Source organism: Anatilimnocola aquadivae, from assembly GCF_049819085.1.
Taxonomy (GTDB): Bacteria; Planctomycetota; Planctomycetia; order Pirellulales; family Pirellulaceae; genus Anatilimnocola.
On the sequence record NZ_CP187419.1, the window covers coordinates 710,894 to 730,952 of the forward strand.

At 58.7% G+C, this 20,059-nt stretch carries 12 protein-coding genes; 8 read left to right on the forward strand and 4 right to left on the reverse strand.

The window, feature by feature from the left end; translation table 11 throughout:
* The first annotated feature begins 273 nt into the window (after positions 1 to 273).
* A complete protein-coding gene (locus tag NA78x_RS02805) occupies positions 274 to 5,277 on the forward strand; it encodes a beta strand repeat-containing protein (RefSeq protein ID WP_425616900.1) in 5,004 nt (1,667 codons plus the stop codon).
* Positions 5,278 to 5,374: 97 nt separating this feature from the next.
* On the opposite strand, the gene NA78x_RS02810 is transcribed toward NA78x_RS02805, so the two are convergent.
* Positions 5,375 to 6,727: a hypothetical protein gene (locus NA78x_RS02810; protein WP_425616901.1), complete on the reverse strand. Its 1,353-nt coding sequence runs from the start codon at positions 6,725 to 6,727 to the stop codon at positions 5,375 to 5,377.
* Between the two features lie 730 nt (positions 6,728 to 7,457).
* Between NA78x_RS02810 and NA78x_RS02815 the strand changes: the two genes are divergently transcribed.
* Positions 7,458 to 9,110 (forward strand): MFS transporter, encoded by a 1,653-nt coding sequence (locus NA78x_RS02815; protein WP_425616902.1) that lies wholly within the window; start codon positions 7,458 to 7,460, stop codon positions 9,108 to 9,110.
* 61 nt (positions 9,111 to 9,171) lie between these two features.
* Here the strand turns inward: NA78x_RS02815 and tilS are convergent, their stop codons facing one another.
* Positions 9,172 to 10,176, reverse strand: a complete 1,005-nt coding sequence (tilS, locus tag NA78x_RS02820; RefSeq protein WP_425616903.1) for a tRNA lysidine(34) synthetase TilS — start codon at positions 10,174 to 10,176, stop codon at positions 9,172 to 9,174.
* A 900-nt stretch (positions 10,177 to 11,076) separates the two neighbouring features.
* Between tilS and rny the strand changes: the two genes are divergently transcribed.
* From rny to NA78x_RS02850, 6 genes are all read left to right on the forward strand, one after another.
* Positions 11,077 to 12,618, forward strand: coding sequence for a ribonuclease Y (gene rny, locus NA78x_RS02825; RefSeq protein WP_425619493.1), 1,542 nt, complete (start codon positions 11,077 to 11,079; stop codon positions 12,616 to 12,618).
* Positions 12,619 to 12,772: 154 nt separating this feature from the next.
* Entirely contained in the window at positions 12,773 to 13,003 is a 231-nt protein-coding gene (locus NA78x_RS02830) for a DUF433 domain-containing protein (protein ID WP_425616904.1), read from the forward strand.
* A gap of 12 nt (positions 13,004 to 13,015) precedes the next feature.
* The gene (locus NA78x_RS02835) at positions 13,016 to 13,396 is read left to right on the forward strand and encodes a DUF5615 family PIN-like protein (protein WP_425616905.1); all 381 of its coding nucleotides are present in this window, start codon (positions 13,016 to 13,018) and stop codon (positions 13,394 to 13,396) included.
* 3 nt (positions 13,397 to 13,399) lie between these two features.
* Positions 13,400 to 13,741, forward strand: a complete 342-nt coding sequence (locus tag NA78x_RS02840; RefSeq protein ID WP_425616906.1) for an ORF6N domain-containing protein — start codon at positions 13,400 to 13,402, stop codon at positions 13,739 to 13,741.
* Positions 13,728 to 14,585: a TIGR00282 family metallophosphoesterase gene (locus NA78x_RS02845; protein ID WP_425619494.1), complete on the forward strand. Its 858-nt coding sequence runs from the start codon at positions 13,728 to 13,730 to the stop codon at positions 14,583 to 14,585. The genes NA78x_RS02840 and NA78x_RS02845 overlap by 14 nt, the downstream gene beginning before the upstream one ends.
* Before the next feature lie 21 nt (positions 14,586 to 14,606).
* Complete coding sequence (locus NA78x_RS02850) at positions 14,607 to 15,770, forward strand: aldose 1-epimerase family protein (protein ID WP_425616907.1); 1,164 nt, start codon at positions 14,607 to 14,609, stop codon at positions 15,768 to 15,770.
* A gap of 30 nt (positions 15,771 to 15,800) precedes the next feature.
* Here the strand turns inward: NA78x_RS02850 and NA78x_RS02855 are convergent, their stop codons facing one another.
* Together NA78x_RS02855 and NA78x_RS02860 are read right to left on the reverse strand one after the other, a co-directional pair.
* Entirely contained in the window at positions 15,801 to 17,237 is a 1,437-nt protein-coding gene (locus NA78x_RS02855; protein ID WP_425616908.1) for a DUF1501 domain-containing protein, read from the reverse strand.
* Positions 17,238 to 17,318: 81 nt separating this feature from the next.
* The gene (locus NA78x_RS02860) at positions 17,319 to 19,847 is read right to left on the reverse strand and encodes a PSD1 and planctomycete cytochrome C domain-containing protein (protein WP_425616909.1); all 2,529 of its coding nucleotides are present in this window, start codon (positions 19,845 to 19,847) and stop codon (positions 17,319 to 17,321) included.
* Positions 19,848 to 20,059: the final 212 nt, after the last annotated feature.

Here is a 20,059-nt window from a genome sequence, read left to right on the forward strand (position 1 = left end):
TGTCGCGTTTTGGCAACATCAGGCTCCTTTGATGCTCGGGCTGTTGAGTCGGCTGGAACCTTTTTGACGCTCGTGCGTCCAACTAGTCGGACTCCGCCTTGTCTCCGCAGTCCGCGTAGAGTCACAAATTCCACACCTTTTCGGGGGCATATCGACGGCTTCGTGCGAATACCCGGGCAATGCCCATTCGCGGTATTCGGTTTGCAACAGGTCGCTGTTCGCGATTTCTGCCAGAGCCGATCTTGCTTCTCTCAATTTTCTCGAGGTTTTTCTATGGCCCGTTCGTTCCCTGGTCGCAACCGTTCTACATCTAAGCCTCAACAACGCCGCCGGGCGTTCCTCGGTTTAGAAAGCCTGGAAGAACGGGCAGTGCTGGCCGGTAACGTCACGGCGACCGTTACCAACGGCTATCTGTTGCTGGTGGGCGATGCCGCGGACAACAAATTCGAAGTGATGCGGACCACTGGCAATAGCGTGGTGCTTACCGCGCTGGATGGCACGACGACCTTCAATGGCGCTGCGGGCCCGCTCACGCTCAACAACGTGCGGATGGGTGTCAATGCGCAGACTGGCGAGGGGAACGACGAAGTCAGCCTGACGGGTTCTAGCACGACCGTGTTTCGTGTGTTGGGTCAAACGAAGGTCAACACGGGCAATGGCAACGACATTGTCCGCTTTACCAACTACTCGATGGCCGGCCATCTGACCGTCAATACGGGCGAAGGTGCCGATCAGTTCTACGCCGATAGCGATCCCGATCTGAATTTGGTGGTCAACGGTTTGCGCGTCGCTGGCGTCACGTCGATCACCACTGCTGGCGAAGACGATGTCGTTTCAATTCAGGATTCGCTGTTCGTTAAAAACTTTACGCTGAACACCGGCTTCCAGAACGACCAGGTCGATATCCGCAGCAGCGAATTCGGCAAGACGACGATTATTCACGGCAGCACCGATACCGATCGCCTGAATCGTTTTGGGAACAAGTTCCACCGAGCCCCGATCGTCATCGGTTTCGAAGTCAAAACGACCAATGCCGGTCCGAGTGCAGTCGGCGATACCGCAACGGTCGCCCGTGGTGCCACAGCCACGCTCAATGTGCTGGCGAACGACTCGGCTGGCAGCGGAACCTTGAATGCCTCGACGGTTACGATTGTGCAACAGCCGACACGCGGCACCGCCACGGTGAACGCCAACGGCACCATCACCTATGTGAATGCTGGCGGCAACTTCACTTCCGATACGCTCACCTACACAGTACGCGATAGCGCCGGCCGCATCTCGAATGTCGCGACGGTCTCGATCAACATCACGGCCACCAATGTGATTCCGGTCGCCGTTGCCGACACCTTTACTGTCGCCGAAGGCTCGACCACTTCGCTGAATCTCGCCGCCAACGACACCGACACCGAGAACTCGCTCAACCTCGGCTCGATCGTCATCGTGCAACAGCCAACCAACGGCACGATTGTCGTGAACGCCAACGGCACGGTCAGTTACACGCACAATGGCTCGGAAACGACGACCGATTCGTTCACGTACACCATCGCCGATTCGGCGGGAGGCGTTTCGCTCGCTGGCACCGTCAATCTGACGATCACTCCGGCCAATGACGCTCCCACGATCGGCGCGATCGCGGGTGTGACGATTGCCGAGAACACCTCGACCAGCCCGATTGCCGTGACCGTCGGCGATGCCGAAACAGCAGCCGGTTCGTTGACCGTGACGGCTACGTCCAGCAACACGACGCTCGTACCCAATGCCAGCATTGTCGTGGGTGGCTCCGGCGCGAATCGCACGCTGGTCATCACTCCCGCCGCGAATCAGTTCGGCACCAGCACCATCACCGTGACCGTCAGCGACGGTACCACAACCAGCACGCAAACCTTTGTGCTCACGGTGACCGATACGAACAACACAGCGCCCACCATTGGTGCGATTGGTGCGGTCACGACCAACGAAGACACCGCCACTACTGCGATTCCGGTAACCGTGGGCGATGCCGAAACGCCCGTCGCCAATCTGACCGTCACGGCCACTTCGAGCGATCAGGCCATCGTGCCGAATGCCAACATCGTCGTTGGTGGTTCCGGTGCGAACCGCACCCTGGTCATCACTCCTGCCGCCAATGCGACCGGCAATGCGACCATTACGGTCACCGTCAGCGATGGCACGGCAACCTCCACACAGACCTTCGTGCTGACGGTCACGGCCGTCAACGATGCTCCAACCGTCGGCGCGATCGCCGACCTCAGCACTCCCAATAACGTCGCCACCAGCCCGATTGCTGTGACCGTGGGTGATGCGGAAACCGCTGCAGGTTCACTCACCGTAACCGCCACGTCGAGCGACACCGCCGTCGTCCCGAACGCGAACATCGTCGTTGGTGGCTCGGGTGCCAATCGCACGCTCATCATCACTCCCGCCACGGGCGCTACCGGCACCAGCACCATCACGGTGACGGTCAGCGATGGTACGACGACCACTACCGAGACCTTCGTGCTGACGGTGACCGCCGCCAACACGGCCCCAACCATCGCTGCCATTGCCGATCTCTCGACGAACGAAGACACGGCGACGAGTGCCATTTCCGTGACTGTCGGCGATGCTGAAACCGCCGTGGGATCGCTCACCGTGACTGCCACTTCCAGCGATCAAGCGGTGGTACCGAACGCCAACATCGTTGTCGGTGGTTCCGGTGCCGATCGTACACTCGTCATCACTCCCGCCGCGAATGCCACCGGCACTGCCACGATCACCGTGACGGTTAGCGATGGCACCACGACCACCACAGAGACGTTCGTACTGACGGTGACTGCCGTCAACGACGATCCGACGATTGCGGCGATTGCCGATCTCAGCGTCGAACAAGATACCGCCACAAGCCCGATCGCGGTTACCATCGGCGACGCCGAAACCGCCGTTGGTTCGCTGACGGTGACCGCCACTTCGAGCGACACCGCGGTTGTGCCGAACGCGAACATCGTCGTCGGTGGCTCCGGCGCGAATCGCACGCTGGTCATCACTCCCGCCACCGGCGCTACTGGTACCAGCACCATCACGGTGACGGTCAATGATGGCACGACGACCACGACCGAGACGTTTGTCCTGACCGTTACGGCGCAGAACGACGCTCCGACCATTGCCGCCATTGCCGATCTCTCGACCAACGAAGACACTGCCACGAGCGCCATTGCTGTGACCGTTGGTGACACCGAAACGCCTGTCGCCAATTTGACGGTAACCGCGACCTCCAGCGATCAGGCTGTTGTGCCGAACGCGAACATCGTCGTCGGTGGCTCGGGTGCGAATCGCACGCTGGTCATCACACCCGCCGCGAACGCCACGGGCACGGCCACGATCACCGTGACCGTCAGCGACGGCACCGAAACCAGCACCGAGACCTTTGTGCTGACCGTGACCGCTGTCAACGATGATCCCACGATTGCGGCCATCGCCGATCTCAGCACCGCTGAAGATACCGCGACCGGTCCGATTGCCGTCACCATCGGCGACGTCGAAACCGACCCTGCAACGCTCACCGTAACGGCCACTTCGAGCGACACCGCCGTTGTGCCAAACGCGAACATTGTGGTCGGTGGCTCGGGTGCGAATCGTACCCTGGTCATCACTCCCGCCACGGGCGCTACCGGAACCAGCACGATTACGGTTACCGTCAACGACGGGACGACGACCACCACGGAGACGTTTGTCCTCACGGTCACAGCCGCCAACGATGCTCCGACCATCGCACCGATCTCGGCAGCCTCGACCAACGAAGACACAGCTTCGAGCGCCATCGCGGTGACCGTCGGCGATAACGAAACTCCCGTCAACGATTTGACCGTCACGGCCACTTCGAGCGATCAGGCCATCGTGCCGAACGCGAATATTGTCGTCGGTGGCTCGGGTGCGAATCGCACGCTGACCATCACGCCCGTTGCAGATGCTGCCGGCGATGTCACCATCACCGTCACGGTCAGCGATGGCACCACCACCAGCACGCAGACCTTTGTGCTGACGGTGACCGCGATCAACGATGACCCGACCGTCGCTGCCATCGCCGATGTGCAAGCTGCCGTCGGTGCCTCGATCGCTCCGATCACCGTCTCGGTGGCCGACATCGATACGAACGTCAACTCGCTGACCGTCACAGCCACCTCTTCGAATCAGTCCCTGATTTTGGATAGCGGCCTGGTTGTCACCGGCACCGGCGCTTCGCGGATGCTCACGATAACTCCAGTCGCCGCAGCGACCGGGACCGCGAACATCACGGTGACCATTGATGATGGTGCCGGTGGTACGACGACGGAAGTGTTCGTTGTGAATATCAACGCAGCCCCGATGATCTCGACCATTGCCGATCAGAATGTCAATGAAGATGTGGCGACCAGCGACCTGGCCTTCACGGTTGGCGATGCCGATTCTGATCTGGCCGTAGTCACCGTCACGGGTACCAGCAGCGATACCACATTGGTGCCGAACGCGGCCATTGTGATCGCCGGGACGGGAGCCAACCGCACGGTAACAGTCACCCCAGCTGCCAACCTTTCGGGAACGGCCACCATCACGCTGACCGTTACCGATGAAACGGGCCTGTCGACCACCGAGCAGTTCGACGTCGTGGTGGCTCCGCAGAACGACAATCCAACCATGTCGAGCGTCGCACCCTTCACCGTGGTTGAAGATGTGGCCATCGATCCGATCGTCGTCACCATTGGCGATCCCGATGCGGGCGACACCCTGACGTTGACCGGCAGCAGCGATAACCAAGGCCTGATTCCGGATGGCAGCATCGTCATTACGGGAACCGGTGCCACGCGAACCGTCACCTTGACGCAAGTCGCCGATGCCTCGGGCGTCGCCAACATCACTTTGACGCTGGCCGATGGCGTGGGTGGCATTGCCACGCAAACCTTCGCGGTGACCATCACTGCTGCTGACGAAGCACCTGTGGCTGTCGACGATCAAGCGAGTGCCAACTCCGATGTGGTGACCGCGATCCTGCTCAATGTGCTGACTAACGATACCGATGCCGATACGTTGCCCGCCAACCTCACGGTTTCAGCGGTCGCGGGTGGCACGGTCGGCGTGGCCTACAACGGCACCTATGGCACGATCCAACTCAATTCCGACGGCTCGCTCACCTACAACATCAACCCCACGGCTGTCGACGACTTGATGACCGGAGAGGTCGTCGAAGAACTGATCGACTACACCGTGTTCGATGGTGCGTTGTCCGACACGGGCCTCGCCAAGATCGTCATCACGGGTGTGTAAAACCCAGCCCGGCATGCTTGGCACGAGCCAACCTTAACAATTCATCGCTGGCCGATTCTTCCTGGATCGGCCAGCGTTTTTTGATGATGGTTGAGAGTTACTTTGATTCCACTCGCTTGGCCGCGAGATCGGCAGGTAACTGCAGTAGCAAGTCGGGTGATGAGCCACTCCCGCCGCCAATAAAATAGGTCGGAAAGCGGCCATCCCACTTGGTGAGCTTTTCCTTTTCGAGTTCCAGTCGTTTCAGGGCAAGATAGATCTCGCCATCTTCCTTGGCCTTTTCGATTTCGTACACCTTCGCGTCGGCCACCACCTTGATGCCGTCCGCTTCGGCCTGCTTGGTGGTCAGCAGGGCCTTCGCCTTGCCTTCCGCTTCAGACTCGACCGTCTTGTTCTTCATGTCCTGAGCTTGAAATGCAGCCGAGGCAATGGCTTTTTCCTGCTCGGCGTTGAAGACCTTGACCATGGTATCCATGATTGTTTTGTCCTTATAGACAAAGCCGCCGGTGATACCGAGGTTCGTGATCGTGATGCCCCGCTCCTTAAAAAAACCAGTGACTTCGGTAGTCACTTTTACAATGTGCGGCGTGGCTTCCTTACGTAGCACATCCATGGGCAGGTCGGTGACTTCGAGGCCAAACGAGGCCTGCAACTTGGCCCGCACTTCCGTATCCATCACGTTCTGCAACGAACCGTTCGGGTAGTTGTGCAGGAACTTTACGGCATCATCGCGAGCGGCAATGCGCGCGGTGCAGGTCCAACCGGTGCTGAACTCGACCTGGTCGCTCGTCATCACCCAGATCGCTTCGTTCTTGTTCGACGTTCCGCTGTTGGGATCAGCGGTCCACTCGCGCGTGACAGGTGACTTGTCGACCTTCACCAGGATCGCGGCCGGCTTCCAGTTGCCATTCGGGCCCAGGGTTTCGAAGCCCTTCTGCACCCACTGCTGCGGAACCTTCACTTGCTTGGTGTAGACCAGGTTCGAGCGCAGGTATTCTTCGTTATTGGTCGAAGTCTGCGCCTTCACATCGCCGAGCAGGGGCAGCAAGAAGGCTTCTTCGTTCGGATTGATCGTTTCGAGTTGCACGGGCTCAAACGGCCGCCAACAACCGGTCGAGGTACTGAGTACGACCAGCAACAGGGCCGCCGTTGTCGCGTTGGTTGTGCTATTGCGGCGAACGGACGTCAAACGCTTCACGCCAGCGCTTAGTTCGCGCTCGAACAGGGCGATTACGATCCCGGTGACAACGAGCCAACCCAGTGAGTACGAGAAACCGCGCCAGGCATGTTCACGATCCAAGGCTTCGCGCGCTTGACCCTCGTCGTGCAATTGTTGCAGGGACTGCGTCACGCGCTCGGGCCTGTTCCCACGTTCGGCCACATTCGCCAAAAAGGCATAACCGGCAATCACCACCACCGCCACAAAACCACGAACCAGCAGGCTCTTCACAGCTATTCTCCAGGGGCCAGTGAAACGTAATCACCAGTATTCGAGAGATTTGGCTGCGAATTGCCGGAAATCGCTAAGGGAAGACGTCACGCCGTCAGACCAGCGTGGGTGGGGCGTTAAAAGTCCCTACCGACAACACCCAAACGTCCAACAACCGGCGGGGTTTTTGGACAGGCACCAGTTCTCGCTTTTTGTCAGAACTGGCGGCAGGCGTAGTACTTGCGACGAACCGTCAAGTTTTGCCACTCATCCTCTTTGTCCAACAACCGGGCTAGTTCTTGGACAGGCAGTTCAATCGCAACTGCGGCTTGCACCGGACGAGCACGACGTCGCCGAACCGTGCTCCGCAGGCCAATGACTCAACAACCAAACTTTGAGAGAACTTCCCGATATTAGATTACTGTGGTGTTCTGTTGTCAAGTATGTGTTTAATAGTTTATAAAAATACGGTGTCGAGATCTGCCAAGGGGTCTCTTCCGCAGCTTAGCCCCTCGGCTCAGCCATCTCCCAGGGTACCGAGGCGAGGGAGTGAAGACGAGGAGCGGCCGCCAGCCTCTCGGTTAACCAACAATACTCGCAGCTCCGAACCTCTGACCTCCAGCCTCTGATTCCCGACCTCCCGCTCCGGCAGCGTTTAAATTCATTTACAGCTAGCAACGCGGGGACTATACTCGCGAGCTTTGCGAATTGCCCAACACCTCTCCCAGACAAGATTCGGAGTGAACTTACTATGGCAAAGCCATCAGGCGTTGCTGCCAAGCCCCTTGCAGCCGAGAACGAGCATCAGGTCTTGTTCTGGGGTTGCTTCGTTGCCCTCATTACCACCGCCTTTGCATTTGTGGGCCGATTGTCGCTCCTGGGGGTATGGAAGGCTCAGTTCGGACTGGATGAAGCAGAACTCGGACGTCTCGGCGGAATCGGCATTTGGCCATTTGCCGTCAGCATTATTTTCTTCAGCCTGGTAATCGATCGCATCGGCTACAAGGTGGCCATGTACATCGCCTTTCTCGGGCACTTGATTTGGACCGTGATGGCTGTTTCGGCATATTTTGCCACGGACAAGCAAACCGGCTATCAGCTGCTGTACTGGGGTAGTTTGATTTGCGCGTTGGCGAATGGCACCGTCGAAGCTTTCGCGAACCCCGTGGTAGCGACTCTTTTCAGCCGCGAAAAAACCAAGTGGCTGAATATTCTGCATGCCGGTTGGCCTGGCGGTCTGGTCGTTACGGGCTTGCTGCTGATCGGCATCGATACTTTCGCACCAACCACACCCTGGTGGGTGAAGGTCGGGTTGATCGGCATTCCGACGGTCATCTATTTCCTGATGCTGGTGGGACAGAAGTTCCCTGAGAGCGAACGGGTCTCGGCTGGTGTCAGCTATAAGGAAATGCTTGCTGAATTTGGCATTGGTGGCGCAGCAGTCGTGGCATTCCTGACCGTGCTGCAACTGATCGACTTCTTTTCGCCAGTCGGCCCTGCGGTCAAGTATGCCTTTTGGGGCGCGGGCATTGCGTTCGTCGTTGCGTTTGGTGCTTACACCAAATCGATCGGTCGCCCGCTGTTGATTCTGCTCATCTTTGTGATGATGCCACTGGCCACGACTGAAATTGGCACGGACGGCTGGATCTCGACCATCATGGAAGGGATTGCCAAAGAGCAAGGCTTTCATGCTGGTTGGATTCTGGTTTACACCTCGGCCATCATGCTGGTGCTGCGATTCTTTGCTGGTCCCATCGTGCATAAGATCTCACCGCTGGGCTTGCTCGCGGCTAGCGCGGTGCTCGCAATCGCCGGTTTGTTCTACTTGAGCTTTGCTCAAGGAACCGCGATATTCATCGCCGCCACGTTGTACGGTTTTGGCAAGACCTTCTTCTGGCCAACGACGCTCGGCGTGGTTGCCGAACAGTTCCCTAAGGGTGGTGCACTCACACTGAACGCGATCGCAGGCATCGGCATGTTGGCCGTTGGTACTCTCGGCTTCCCGTACATCGGCACGCTGCAGACCCAAGCTCAGCAAGCAGCCATCGTCGACAACACCAAGCTTCAGGAAGACGTTCCTGGCTTAGTGTCAGATGGCAAGGTTGTTCCGGTTGTGGAAAAGCGAATTTACGAGGTGTTGTCTTACAAGACGATCGATGACGCCAAGCTCGGAGAAATCATCGACCAGTTGCCAGAAGATCGTCGTGCAGCGGCGAAGGAAGAAGTTGCCAAGGTTCGTGAGAACAGCAATCAGCATGCTCTCAAGGCCATGTCTTACTTTCCCATGTTCATGCTCGTTTGCTATATGGGCATTATCGCCTACTTCACGACCAAGGGTGGCTATAAGCCGGTTGAGCTGCACGGTGCCCATACGGGCGAAGACGAAGGTGCTGTTGAGTATTAACCCGTAGGCCGACAACCAGCGGTACTTCGCGAAGTTCCGTCAGTGGGTAACCGAACGCTGATTAACCATTCTTGAGGCGGAGCAAGGTTACTTGCTCTGCCTCTTGGCTTGCGCGGATGTTGCCGGGCAAGTTGAGCGAGCGCGCTGGTTTGGCTGAGTCGGCGGTGATCAGTTCCGCAAGTGCGTCCCATTCGTGCAGGCCCATTTGTTGCAGCGGCCATTGCTGCCGCTGCCACAGTTGGACGAGCAGTTCGCGGACCAGATGAACAGGCTGTTGCTGCAGCGCGAGAGTATTCACACTCGCTTTATCGGCTGACATGATTTGAACCGCCTGCGAGAACAGTTCGTCGGCCTGTTGCTGGATGACTTGCTGGGCATCGCCGGCTAATTGTCCGAGCCGCAAAAGGGCCTGGCGGACGTTCGGGTTGTACTGCGAGGCCAGTTGGGGCAGCAGGGCGTGGCGAATGCGGTTGCGGGTGAAGCTGGGGTCTTCGTTACTTTCGTCCATGCAAAAGGTCTGTTGTCGCTCGGAAAGGTACGCGACCACTTCCGCGCGACAGACCTCAAGCAACGGACGAATCAGCGTAACGGCTTCGCTCAGCGGGCGAGTGCGCTGAATGCCCGCGAGGCCGGCGAGCCCGGTGCCCCGAATGATGCGGTGCAAGATCGTCTCGGCCTGATCGTCCAGGGTGTGGGCCGTCGCGACATATCGCGCGCCATGTTCCGAAGCGGCCTGGAGCAGAAAGTTGTACCTCGCCGCGCGCGCGGTCGCTTCGAGACCTTCGCCGCCGGTGGCGGTCAGCGGTTGCTCGGCTCGGCCAATCACGCAAGTTATTTTCAAATCATCTGCGAGATTCTGTACAAACTGGGCATCGTGCTCGGCAGTCTCACGCATCCGGTGATTGAAGTGCGCGGCAATGAGTCGGCCCTTACCAGCCGACTTCGACCTCATTTCCTGAAGACCACACAACAGCGCCACGCTATCGGCCCCGCCCGAGACCGCCACCACGACAGTGACATCGCGCCAGGTATCAACGGGCCACGCGGCAGATAGTTGAGTGAGCATAAGGGGAAGGGGCCAGAGGTTAGGGGCCAGGGATCAGGGACCAGGGACGAAGAGATCAGGAATGAAGGAACGGAAGTCCGCTGTTTATTGTTCGCTGAATCGGCAAATCGACAAGGATCATTCGCTCCCTTATTCCGGCTCTGGTCCCTGGCCCCTAACCTCTGGCCCCTCCCGCCCTTACCCCCGCTGGTTGCAGCATGCGAAGACTGTGTTAATATGCTACTCGTGCCAGGGGGTGGCAGTGGGTTCGCCCCTTGCTTGGTTCAAACATGAACTGGCAACTGGTGTAGAAGCTTGCTTCGGCCTGAAGGCGAAGCGGGCAGGCGTTTTGACGTTCGTAATCGATTTTGCACGCCGCAGGGCGAAAGACAGCCTGGCGGATTGTTGGTGCAGGCGCGTGTGAGGCCGGGTGCAAGCTGCATCGTTGGCCGGGGAAGAGTGGTATGGAATTTCTCGCAATCGTATGGCATTGGCTGTGCGCTGTCTGGCAGTTGCTGACGAAGCAACCTGTTGCCGGACGGTCGTCGCAGCGCAACCTGCCGTCTGGGGCGATCGTCGTTCGGCGCACGCAAGCGTCGACCGGTGAGTCGCCGTTGGCGAGAATTCGGGCAGGCATTCAGTGTTGGCTCTCCCCGCAACCGGTCCGCGCACGAGCGCTTTGTCCGTCGGCAACGGCCGTACGCATTGCTGACTCTCCGGGTGTGCACCGTCGTCGTTGGTAAACTTGTCACGTTAGTTCTCGTCATCACGTTTGTTCGTTCGCCGTCAAAGTTGACGCCGCGCGGGTAGTGCTCGTCACCTCCCCGCGACGCGTGAACATCGCTGCAGCTCCTACGCTGTTCTCTGCAAAGAGAACGTGCTGCCAGAAGATACAGCGGAGGCGATGTGGACAGTCCTTTAATGATTGGTGCAATTGCTGCGGCAGTTGCAGTCGTGTTGACGTTTGGTGTGGTGAAGTTTCTTGATCGACTGCGAAAGGTCGATGCCGAGAATCAGGCCAAAGAAATTCTCGATCGCGCGGCCCGCGATGCGGCGTCCAAGCTGAAAGAAACCGAGCTCGCCATTAAAGAGCGCGAGCTTGCTTCGAAGGCCGAGACCGAAAAACAGCTGACCAAAGCTCGCGACGAGCTGCGCGAGCGGGAACGAACCGTTGAGAAGCGGTCGGAACAAGTCCAGCAGTCGAGCGACGACCTTCGTAAGCAAGAGCGGATCGTCGAAACCACCCAGCGTCGCTTGGCCGAACGACTAGAAGACTCCAGCCGTCGCAACGAAGAGCTGGCAAAACTGATCGAGGCCCAGCGCACCACGCTGCACAACCTGAGCGGACTCTCGCCCGGCGAAGCTTCCAAGCGGCTGCTCGATACGCTTGAACAAGAATTGCAGCAGGAGATGGGCTCCATCATTCTGCGGCATGAACGCCGCGTTCAGCAGGAAGTCGAACAAAAATCTCGCGACATTCTGCTCACAGCGATCCAGCGATATGCCTCGGCCCACACCGCCGAAAGCACGACGAGCACCGTCGATATTCCCAACGACGAAATGAAGGGGCGCATCATCGGCCGCGAAGGTCGCAACATTCGCGCGTTCGAAAAAGCAACCGGCGTCGATGTGATCATTGACGACACTCCGGGCGTTGTTATCGTCAGCGGGTTCGATCCGGTCCGCCGCGAAGTGGCTCGCCAATCACTGGCCAAGCTCATCGCCGATGGTCGCATTCACCCCTCGCGCATCGAAGAGATCGCCGCCGAAACGGCTAAGGAAATCGAAGCCTTCATTCAGAAGAAAGGCGAAGAAGCGGCCGAAGAAGTTGGCGCGCACGGTTTGCATCCGCGCGTGATCTACATGCTCGGCCGGTTGCACTTCCGTACCAGCTATAGCCAGAACGTGCTGCGGCATAGTGTCGAAGTGGCCTTCCTTTCGGGCTTGCTGGCCGAGATGGTCGGCCTCGATGGGACGCTCGCTCGTCGTGCGGGCCTGTTGCACGATATCGGCAAGGCTGCCGATCACGAACTCGAAGGTGGCCACCCGAAGATCGGTGCCGACTTGCTCAAGCGGCACAACGAGAAGGTCGAAGTGGTGCACGCTGCCTATGGTCATCACGACGAGATCGTCACGGAGTATCCCTACACGATGTTGGTCGCCACAGCCGATGCCTGCAGTGCTTCTCGCCCCGGTGCTCGCCGCGAATCGCTCGAGCGGTACATCAAGCGGATGGAGGAACTAGAGTCGATTGCCTGCGGCTTCCCCGGCGTCGAACAGGCCTTTGCCATTCAAGCGGGTCGTGAGCTGCGCGTGCTTGCCAGCTCGCGCGATACCGACGATGCCAAGGCAGCAAAGCTGTGCCGCGATATCGCCATGGCCTTCGAAGAGCAACTGACCTATCCCGGCGAGATCAAAGTGACGGTCGTGCGCGAATCGAGGTTTATTGAGGTCGCGAGATAGGAGTAGGCCGGAGCAAAGTTTACTTGCGCAGTTCCGGCAAGGCTGCGAATCAAGACCTTCTCGCAAATCAAGCCGGAACAGCGCGGTGTACCGCGTGTTCCGGCTTACGAGATAGAATGAAGCGAACAGTCTCGCAACTCCTCAGGTGAATCCGATGAAGATCAACTGGCAGGATTACATCGAAGAACGCAAGGACATACAAACGGGGAAGCCCGTCTTTAAGGGAACGCGTTTGACCGTGGAGTTTGTACTGCGGCAAATCGGCGCAGGAGCGTCGGAGCAAGTTCTCCTTCAGCAGTATCCCTCGCTTCGTACGGAGCACATCCGAGCAGCAATGCTGTACGCCGCTGACGTCGTTACCATGGATCAGTCCATTTATCAATGATGCGTCGGTGGCATGAAACTCCTCGCGGACGAAAACATACCTTATGACATCAGCTCGTGGCTCCGTGCCATGGGGCACGATGTCCTGGTAGCAGTTGAAATTCATCCCGGCGCAGCAGATTCCGATTGGGTGGTTCGCGCCGAGCAAGAGCAGCGTTTGATTCTCACTTCGGACAAGGACTACGGAGAGCTGATCTTTCGAGATCGCCTCACAAGTCAGGGAGTCGTGTTGTTGCGAATGGATGACATATTGCCAGCGGAAATGCTCGCCAGACTACAAGTAGTCTGGTCGGTTGTGGAGGCCAATCCTCAGGGGCAGTTCATCGTCATCACTCCCACGAGGATTCGCGTTCGTCCTCTGCCCCCTTCACCTCCAGCGACTGACGGGGAGTAAGAGATGGCCGAAAATCTAGTCCCAGCCGAAAGGATTCAGCAGTCGATTCTGTTCATTCGCGAGCAGAAGGTATTGCTAGATAAGGACCTGGCGCTGCTGTACGGAGTGACGACGGCAAATTTGAACAAAGCCGTCAGTCGGAACCAGAACCGCTTCCCCGACGATTTCATGTTTCAGCTAACCAAAGAAGAGGCTGAGAACTTGATGTTCCAAATTGGAATATCAAGTTCTGGTAAGCATGACGAGCAATTCCGCATCGCCTCCGACGCGATTCGCCAGTTGATGGCTTCTCCCGAGCCACCACCCAAACGTAAAATCGGCTATCGTGCCGATGTTTCTTCGTGAGGTTCCATTGCGCATCCTGCTAATTGGCGACATTGTCGGCAAACCGGGCCAGCGAATCGTCGTGCAGGTCCTGAAGGCTCTGCGCGCACGCGAGCAGATCGACCTGGTCGTGGCCAATGCCGAGAACGCGCTCGATGGCAGCGGCCTCAGTCCGTCGATTTATAAAAAGCTGATTGCTGCCGGTGTCGATTGCATCACGCTCGGCGATCATATTTATCGCCGCAACGAAATCTGCTCGATCCTCAATAGCGAGTGCAACATCGTCAAACCGGCGAACTATCCGCCGAAGGCACCGGGCAAGAACTGGGCGGTCGTAAAAGCCGCGAGTGGCGAATCGGTTGCGGTCTTTTCGTTGCTGGGGCGAGTGTTCATGAAGCCCGTTGACTGCCCGTTTCAAGCAGCGGAGCGCGTGCTCGCCGAGATTCCCGCCGAGGTGAAGATTCGCGTCCTCGATTTTCATGCGGAAGCCACCAGCGACAAACAGCTGATGGGGCGGATGCTCGATGGCCGCGTCAGCGCCGTGGTTGGCACGCACACGCATGTGACAACTGCCGACGAGCAGATCCTGCCGGGTGGCACCGCGTTCCAATGCGACCTGGGGATGACCGGTCCGCACGAGAGCATACTTGGACGTAGAATCGACCGCGTCATGGAGACTACAATCACTTTTCAGCCTACGCAGTTCGATGTGGCCACCGGCGATGTGCAGTTGCACGGTTCGCTGGTCGACATCGATCCTGCCACGGGCCACGCGACCGCCATTCGTCGCCTGGTCATCAAACAGGCTGAAGCCGATGCGCTGGCACTGCCACCTGCCACGCAACCTGCTGAGCCCACGAACTGACCCACATCTGGAATTTGCCCCATGACGACCCGCACCTGGACTCTCCTGCATCAAGCCGACAATACCCGCGTCGACTCCGACCTCATCACGCCGCAAGATGTGGGCGTCGATGGCGCGTGGAAGATTGAGAAACGAACCCTACACGGCGGCCTCAGCGAAGGGGTCGACGAAATCCGCGTGAACAACGGCAAGCTCACGTTTTCGGTTCTGCCCACACGCGGCATGGGTCTGTGGAAGGCCTGGCTGGGCGACATGGAGATTGGTTGGAAGTCGCCCGTGCGCGGACCCGTGAATCCTGCCTTCGTGAATGTCGGCGAACCGAGTGGGCTCGGTTGGCTCGATGGCTTTGACGAGTTGATGGTTCGCTGCGGGCTGGAGAGCAACGGCGCGCCAGAGTTCGACAAAGAGACTGGCCGGCTGAAGTATCCGGTCCACGGTCGCATCGCCAATCGCCCGGCGATTCATGTTTCGGTGACGGTCGATACCACCACGCAAGAAATTACGGTCCGCGGCATCGTTGAGGAAACTCGCTTCCACTTCCTCAAGCTGCGAATGGTCACGCAGTTCAGCACACGGTTCAACGATCACTCCGTGACCATTCACGACGAGATCGAAAACTTCTCGGGTGGCCCTGCCGAAATGCAGATGCTCTATCACGCCAACTTCGGCTTGCCGATGCTCGACGGTGGCTCGCGCGTGGTGCTGCCTGCCAAGACGGTTGTTCCGCGCAACGATCACGCCGCTAGCGGCATTCGCACCTGGGACAGCTATCCGGCTCCGCAGGCCGGTTACGAAGAGATGGTCTACTTCATGGAACTCTACGCCGCCGACGATGGCTGGACGCGCACGCTGCTCAAGAACGCCCACAGCACACAGGGCGTAAGCTTGGTCTTCAACAAGCGGCAACTCCCCTGCTTCTCGCTGTGGAAGAACACGACCGCCGAGAACGACGGCTATGTCACGGGCCTCGAACCAGGGACGAACTTTCCGAACCCGCGCAGCTACGAAGGCGAACAAGGTCGCGTCGTGAAGATCGATGGTGGCAAGCGGGCAGCGTTCCTGCTCACGCTCGAAGTGCATCCCACGGCCAAGGATGTTACCGATGCTGAAGCAGCCGTCGCCAAGGTTCGCGCCGGCCGCGATCCCCAGGTCTGGGACAAACCCCAGCCCGGCTGGTGCGCATAAGCGTCCCACGCAGGATAAGTCAGATCGAGATTAGGCAATAATCTTTTTGGCGATGTTGCCGTGGACATCGGTCAGGCGGAAATCGCGACCGCTGTAACGGTAGGTGAGCTTTTCGTGATCGAGGCCGAGCAGATGCAGCACGGTCGCATGCAGATCGTGAATGTGCATCTTGTCTTCGACCGACTTGATGCCATGCTCGTCGGTGGCACCGTACCGCATACCACCCTTCACTCCGCCGCCTGCCATAAACATGCTGAAGCCGGTGGCATTGTGGTCGCGACCATCTTCGTTCTGGGCATGAGGAGTGCGGCCGAACTCGCCGCCCCAAACCACGAGCGTGTCCTTGAGCATGCTCCGCTGTTTCAAGTCGTTGAGTAACGCTGCAATGGGTTGATCGATGCTGGTGCAATTCGCCGTCAAGCGATTGCGCAGTTGCCCGTGCTGATCCCAGCCTCCGAGACCCACTTCGATGAACCGCACTCCCGCTTCGGCAAACCGGCGAGCCATCAGGCACTGACGACCGAAGTTGTCGGTGCCGCCTCCGCCACCCTTGGCCTTGCCACCGGCTCCGCCTGCGCCGCCGATGCCATAGGCGGCGAGCGTGGCGGGCGATTCATTGGCAAAGTCCATCACCTTGGGCACGGCAGACTGCATGCGGAACGCCAGCTCGTAGGACTCGATCACACCTTCGAGTTGCGGGTTCACTTGATCGGCTTGGAGGCGATCTTGATTCAGCTTTTGCAGCAGGTCGAGTTGCTGCCGCTGTTGCTGGCCCGTGAGATCGGTGTTGCGAATGTTGGGCACACTGGCCTTGGCAAGCTGCACGCCCTCGCCCCCGACCCGCGTCCCTTGAAACGCAGCCGGCAGGAACGAGCTGCCATAGTTCTGCGCGCCGCCAACGCGGCCGATGGGATTGATCGTGATGAAGCCGGGCAGTTCCTGATTCTCACTTCCCAAACCATACAACACCCACGCGCCGAGCGACGGGCGGACGAACTGAAAATTGCCCGTGTGCATTTGCACCGCAGCTTGCGGGTGATTCGGCAAGTCGCAATGCAGACTATTGAGCAAGCAGAGATCGTCCGCATGCTTGCTGAGATGCGGGAAGAGTTCCGAAATCGGCAGACCGCTTTGTCCGCTCGGGTTGAACTTCCACGGCGACTTTAGCAGCTTGCGATTACCCTTTCCCGGGACTTGGCCGGGCGATTTGCCGTCGTCTTTCTCCAGGCCCGGCTTGTAGTCGAAGGTATCGACGTGCGAAGGCCCGCCCTGCATGAACATGAAGATCACGCGCTTGGCCTTGGGCTCAAAGTGCGGTGTCCGCGGAGCCAGCGGATTGCTCGAAGGTTCACCACTCGCAGCGGGAGAGCCTTTGGCCAGTTGTTCGCAAAGTCCAGCGAGGGCCAACATGCCAAAACCGCACGAGGTCGACCGGAGCAATTCGCGACGCGAGAAGAGTGGGTTCATAAGGCACCTGCGAATGACGTTGGAAAGTTTCTGAAGTAGCCCGACGTGTCAGCAAGGGGATGTTGTGTTCATGTGTTTGAGCTAATACACATACCGAAATTCAGCGGAGGCATAGAGCGTGTGGCAAAGCGCCGTCCAACCTTGCAAGCGACGTTGATCGGGGCTCATGCCGGCCGCTTGTGTGCTCGCGAAGTCTTTCAGGAACTGCTGGACCTCGCCGATCTGATCGACGGTAGGCCGGTGACCGACGATCAGGCGGAAGGCGTAGTCGACGCGGGCATTCGAATCGACGAAGCGAGGATCGTTTAGCAGCCGTTGAGCTGTTGATTCGGAAAGATCGTGTACGACTGGACTGTTCATCAGATACAAGGCTTGGGTAGCGACGGTAGTCACGTCGCGCTGGCCGGTGACAAGTTCCGGGTCGGCCATATCGAAGACATTGAGGAATTCGGGAACATAGCCGCGAGCCATTGGCAGGTAACAACTGCGGTGATGGTTCTCCTTCAGCAGTTCGTCGCCCTTCACCTGACGGCCAAGTTCACCGCCGCCGAGTTTCATCACGGCGGAGCCAACTGGACGTTCTAAATTCAGTTTGCCCGACGAAGCGAGCACCGCATCACGGATGGCTTCGGCTTCGAGACGGCGACGGCTCATGCGCCAGAGGTACTTGTTTTCGGGATCGCTGTTGTAGTTGGTTGCCTGGTGGGTGCTGGCCAGTTGATAGGTGCGGCTGAGCACGACTTCGCGAATCAGCTGCTTGGTCGACCACTTTTGATCCATCAAGCGGATCGCGAGGTAGTCGAGCAACTCGGGATGCGAAGGAGTTTCGCCCAGAGCGCCGAAGTTATCAACCGTCTCCACTAGTCCGCGACCGAACAGATGAAACCACACGCGATTCGCCATCACACGCGCGGTCAGCGGATTGTTTCGGTTGGTGATCCAGGCGGCGAGCTGCAGCCGGCCACTTTGGGTTTTGTCGATCTGCGGAGCACCAGGGAACATCAGCACGCGGACGAGACCACGATTGACTTCGTCCCCCAGGTCGTTCACTTCACCGCGAATGTTGATGCGGCAATCCATCAGCTTCGAGGCTTCGCGCACGCCCATCGCCGATTCACCGGGCGGCGAGACCTTCTTTTCGAGGTCATCGCGGGTAGCGACCAATTCCTTCAAACGTCGCTCTTCTTTTTGGAACGGATTGGCGATGGCTGCCTTGTTTCGTTTGTTTGCCTTGTCGGCCTTGTTCTTATTTTTGGCCTTGAGGGCCGCTTTGACGACCGCTGGCGAGATATCGCCGAGCGCCTGCTTGGCGCGAGCCAGATCGACCTTGGCTTGCGCGATCTCGCGTTCCAGGCGGGCCAGTTCGCGGCGATCGGCTTCGCTGCCAGCGGACTTGGTGGTACTGACGAGTGAGACATAGTCTCCCTCGTAGCCAGTCTTGTTGTTGCCGCGTTTCACACCGGCGAAGACTTCGGTGCTGCGGAAGATGCCCGCGAGGGCATAGTAGTCTTGCTGCTGAATGGGATCGAACTTGTGATCGTGACAGCGGGCACAAGCCACCGAGATGCCCATAAAGGCTCGCGTGGTGACGTCGATTTGCTCGTCGGCGATGTCCATCGCGAACTGCTCGACATTCCGCTCGTTCAAGCTGCGAGGGCTGAGCGTCAAAAAGCCCGTGGCGGTAATGTGTTCGTTCTTCTCGGCGGGAGTGCTCGCGGGCAACAGATCGCCAGCGATTTGTTCACGAATGAACTGGTCGTAAGGTTTGTCTTTGGCAAAGGCGTCGATCACGTAGTCGCGATAGCGCCAGGCATAGTTGTACGGAACATTCCGTTCTTTGCCGGTCGATTCGCCAAAGCGAGCGACGTCGAGCCAGTGACGTCCCCAGCGTTCGCCAAATTGAGGTGAAGCCAGCAAAAGATCGACCAAGGCCTCGGTGGCCTTGGGTGACTGGTCAGCAACAAAGACATCGACTTCTTCCGGAGTCGGTGGCAAGCCGAGCAGGTCGAAGTACAAGCGGCGAATGAGTACGCTCTTGTCGGCATCAGCGACCGGCGTCAATTTGTTGGCTTCCAGCCCGGCGATGACATAGCGATCGATTGGCGTGCGAGCCCAAGAGGCGTTCAGGGCAGCCGCAGGAGCAGTCACCTTGGGAGGCTGCAGCGACCAGAACTTGCGAGCTTCGGCGAGACTGATTTTTTTGCCGACGGTCGAGGCACTCGACTCGCGCGGGTCGGGGGCACCCAGTTGCACCCACTTGGTGAAGTCGGCAATCACTTCTTCGGACAGCTTTTGCTTGGGTGGCATCTCCAGGCCATCTTCGTGTCGCAGGGCCTGAATCAGCAGGCTGTCGCCCGGTTTGCCGGGAACCACCGAAGGGCCGGTATCGCCCCCTTTGCGGATTCCCTGCTTGATATCAACTCGCAGGTTTCCCTTCACTTCTTTGCTGCTGGCAGAGTGGCACTGATAGCAGTTGGCGACCAGGACCGGCCGGATTTTTTTCTCGAAGAAGTCCAGGCCCACGGCGTCGGTTTCGGCTGCACGAGCCAGTTCAGGAGCGAACAGGGCCGAGACGACGATCAGGAGAACAAGGTTGCAACAAAGCTTCATGGCTGGGAGATCCCGGGCTGCAACTGGTTTTGAGTGAAGCACTTGCGGACGGAAACAGCAAACTCGCGAACGGCTGTGGGGAATAGCTGAGCAGGCAGCGAGCGAACCGACGAGCACGAGCAATTCCCTGGACCTTGAATCTGATGCTCTCGGGGGCCCATTTATTGCGGACGACCGAGCGGCAATCTGGCGAGGAACTTTCGCCCCGGGGA